This is a genomic window from Micromonospora sp. NPDC003776, assembly GCF_053605645.1.
Genome location: NZ_JBSGJR010000668.1, coordinates 1 through 3,398, shown reverse-complemented (window position 1 = coordinate 3,398; position 3,398 = coordinate 1). Strand labels below are relative to the sequence as shown.

The window sequence follows — 3,398 nt, the reverse complement described above, 5'->3', positions numbered from 1 at the left end:
GGGCCACCCGGCGGGCCGTAGCCGCCCTGGAGCGGAGCCCCCGGCGGACCGTGGCTGGCCGGCACCGGCGGGTGCCCCTGGGCGGCCATCCGGTCGAGCACCTCGTCCGGGACGTCGGCCACCCGGGTCGCCTCGCGGCGGTACCGGCGGCGGTTCCAGATCAGGAAGATCGCCAGGGCCAGCAGGATCACCAGCACCACGGCGATGCCGATGCCGATGACCATGACCTGCTGGTCGGTCGGCCCGCCCCGGTCGCCGTACTGGGTCACGTCGAAGTTGTCGTCCTCCCCCGCCTGCGGCGCAGCGGGGCTCGCCGCCTTCGGGTCCAGGAGCGGGTTCGCGGAAACCTTCGGCACGTTCGCGGTCAGCGCGGCGACCGGGTCGATCCGACCGAAGCCGTACTGCGGGTCCCGGCCGGGCGCGCCCGCGTCCCGGGCCGTCCGGATGATCCGGTTGACCACGTTCGGCGCGTCGAGGTCCGGGTACTTCGACCGGATCAGCGCCGCGACCCCGGAGACGATCGCGCTGGAGTCGGAGGTGCCGTCACCCCAGCCGTAGCCGTGGCGGGGGCCGACGTTGTAGATGCCGTCGCCCGGCGCGGCGACGACCGCCTCCGGCCCCTGCGTCGAGCCGGACCAGAACGCCCCGCCCCGGGTCGTCCCGGTCACGGCGATCACGCCCGGGACGTTGGCCGGGTTGATGATGCCGGAGTCCCCCCGGGCGGTGTTGCCGGCGGCGGCCACCACCACGACGTCGCGCGAGAGGGCGTACCGGATGGCCTCCTGCTCTCCCGCGCTGGCCGCGCCCATCGCCCCGTAGGACAGGTTGATCACCTTGGCGCCGCCGTCGACCGCCATCCGGATGCCGCGGGCCGACGCCTCGTCGGTGTTCGTCCCGCCACCCTTCTTGATCTTGATGGGCAGGATCTGCGCGCCCGGGGCGATACCGTCCACGCCGTCGCTGCCGGCGTTGGTGGCGGCGATGATGCCGGACATGTGGGTGCCGTGACCCTCCTCGTCCGCCCGCCCGTCGCCCGGGGCGCCGTAGCTGCGACCACCGGCCAGCACCCGACCGCGAAGGTCGGGATGGGTGGCGTCCACGCCGCTGTCCACCACCGCGACGACCACGCCCTGCCCGGTGGAGAGCTTGTGCACCTGGGCGATCCGGAGTTCGTCCAGGTACCACTGCTCGGCCCGCCGGGGTGCGGCGGCCGCCGGTTGGGCGGCCCCCAGCACCAGGAGACCGGCCACCAGGGCGGCCGGGACCGGCCGGAGCGCGCCGACGTTCAACCTCATCCGTCCGTCCTCATCGCAGGATGCCCGGGGACGCCGCGTCACCGGTGCCCCACGGATCGTCGTCCTCAGTCAACCACGACGAGTGCTCGGTGCCGGCGCCACCGTGCCCGGCGCCACCGTGACCGCCCATGCCGCCCATCATCCCGCCGCGCAGGCCGTTCGCGCCCGCACCGGCGCCGGCCGCGTTGCGCAGGGCGCTGGCCGCGCTGGTCATCGGCGGCACCTTGCCGTTGCCCCCGCCGACCATGCCCGGGACGCCGGCCATGCCGACGCCGCCGGCCGCGCCGAGACCCCCACCGCCGATCCCGCCGGCCGAGCCGACGCCACCGCCGATGCCGCCACCCCCGCCGCCCAGGCCCGGGGAGCCGCCCAGACCAGGGCCGCCGTAGCCGGTGCTGAGGGACGGTGCGCCGGCGCCGGCCAGGCCGGTGCCGTAGTCGGGCGTGCCGCCGCCCGGCAGGCCGGCGCCGGTGGACGGCAGGTGGGAACCGCCGCCGGGGCTGCCGCTACCGAAGTTGCCGCCGGGGGGCGGCGCGATGGACGAGTGGCCCCCGCCGTACGACGCGCCCCCGCCACCGCCGATCCCCGTACTGCCGAGGCCGGGCATCCCGCCACCGCCGCCGATGCCACCACCGCCGCCGCCGGCGCCGCCACCGCCACCCGGATATCCGGAGGGCGGGGTCCGGTCGTCCGGCCGGTAGCCGTCGGTGCTGCCGCTGTCCGGCCCGGGTACGACCAGCTTGGGCCGCTCGGTCTCCACCGCCGTGGGCAGCGGGGACATGGCGGAGTTGGCCGCCGTCTGGTTGTCCCGGTACCAGTTGTCCAGATGGGACTTCGTGTCCCACCAGCCGCCCCGCTTGTGGTCCTCGGCGTTGCCGTCGATCTTCATGGTCGCTTCGAGGTCGTCGGCCTTGTCGCGGAACGCGCCGTCGGCGTACGACGCCGGGTTGCTCTGGTAGTCCTTGCGCAGCGCGGCGAGGAAGCCCGAGGCGCTCTCACCGTCCCGGGCGTCGTCCAGTTCGGTGCCGTTGGGCAGGCTCCACTCGTTCCAGCCGAAGTCGTCCATCAGCGGGATCGGGATGCTGGCGACCGACTTGCGGATGTCCCCCTCGATCCGGGACAACGCGCCGCTGACGTTGGTGGCGTGGGTGATCAGGTCCTCGATGTCCTTGCCGATGTCACCCAGGTGCTCCCGGTACGCGTCGCCGCCGCTGCCCTTCCAGCCGCCGAGCATGTCGGTGAGGCCGCCGGTGTGCGGGCGCTCCGTGCCCGGCGCGATCGGGCCGACGAACGACCGTCCGACCAGCGCGTCCCGCAGGTGCCCCAGGCCGGTGCCGAGGTTGTTCCACCCCACCCCGACCGAACCCACGGTATCCGGGTCCGCGGAGAGCGTCACCTCGCGGACGCACCGCTCCCAGGTCCCTCCTGCCATGGTCGTCTCCCCCTCAGGCCGTGTACGGGTAGGTGGGCGGCTGGCCGCCCGCGGTCGGCGGCGGCGCGGCGGACTCGAGCATCCGCTCGATCTGCTTGCCGTTGGCGGCGTTGCGCGCCTCGGTGTCGCGGAACGCCTGGGCGATGTCCTCCGTGCCCTTCTTCAGCGCCGCGAGCTTGCCGGAGAGCGCCTTGAGGTGCGCCTCCATGTTGGCCGTGGACGTGGTCAGCGCCTGCCACTGCATCCGCGCGTCCTCGTACGCGCCGAAGGGGGTGCCGTTCGGGACGGTCTGCGCGTTGTTGCTGTCGCCCTTCATCCGCTCCTTGATGCGTTCCATCTCGTAGCTGATGGTGTCGTCGACGTACTGCTTCAAGCGCTCGACGTACTCCGCCGCGGCGTCGAGGTCCTCGACGCTGACGTGCAGATCGCCGGTGTCCGGCGGCCTGATGTCACCCATGCTGCTGCCCTCCCCGCTGCCGACCCCCGGTCGGTCCAATACGGACGCAGCGTATCGAGTGACGGCCAGTCGAGGCACCCCCACCCCACGTCACGGAACGCCGATGGGACAACCGCTCGCGGATGCGACGGAGCGCGGGAACCCCAGGGGTTCACGCGCTGCGGGTCGGTCGGCGGCGGCGCAGTACGGAAGACCGTGGGGTAGGGAAAGAGGG

General features: G+C 74.0%; 3 protein-coding genes. All 3 read right to left on the bottom strand.

Annotated elements, in window-relative coordinates:
- On the bottom strand, positions 1–1,295 hold a 1,295-nt coding region (gene mycP / locus ACWEVO_RS33005; RefSeq protein WP_452311349.1), incomplete at its 3' end, for a type VII secretion-associated serine protease mycosin.
- A gap of 10 nt (positions 1,296–1,305) precedes the next feature.
- Entirely contained in the window at positions 1,306–2,727 is a 1,422-nt protein-coding gene (locus tag ACWEVO_RS33000) for a hypothetical protein (RefSeq protein ID WP_452311348.1), read from the bottom strand.
- Positions 2,728–2,740: 13 nt separating this feature from the next.
- On the bottom strand, positions 2,741–3,184 hold the full coding sequence (locus tag ACWEVO_RS32995) for a hypothetical protein (RefSeq protein ID WP_452311347.1): 444 nt from the start codon (positions 3,182–3,184) through the stop codon (positions 2,741–2,743).
- Positions 3,185–3,398: the final 214 nt, after the last annotated feature.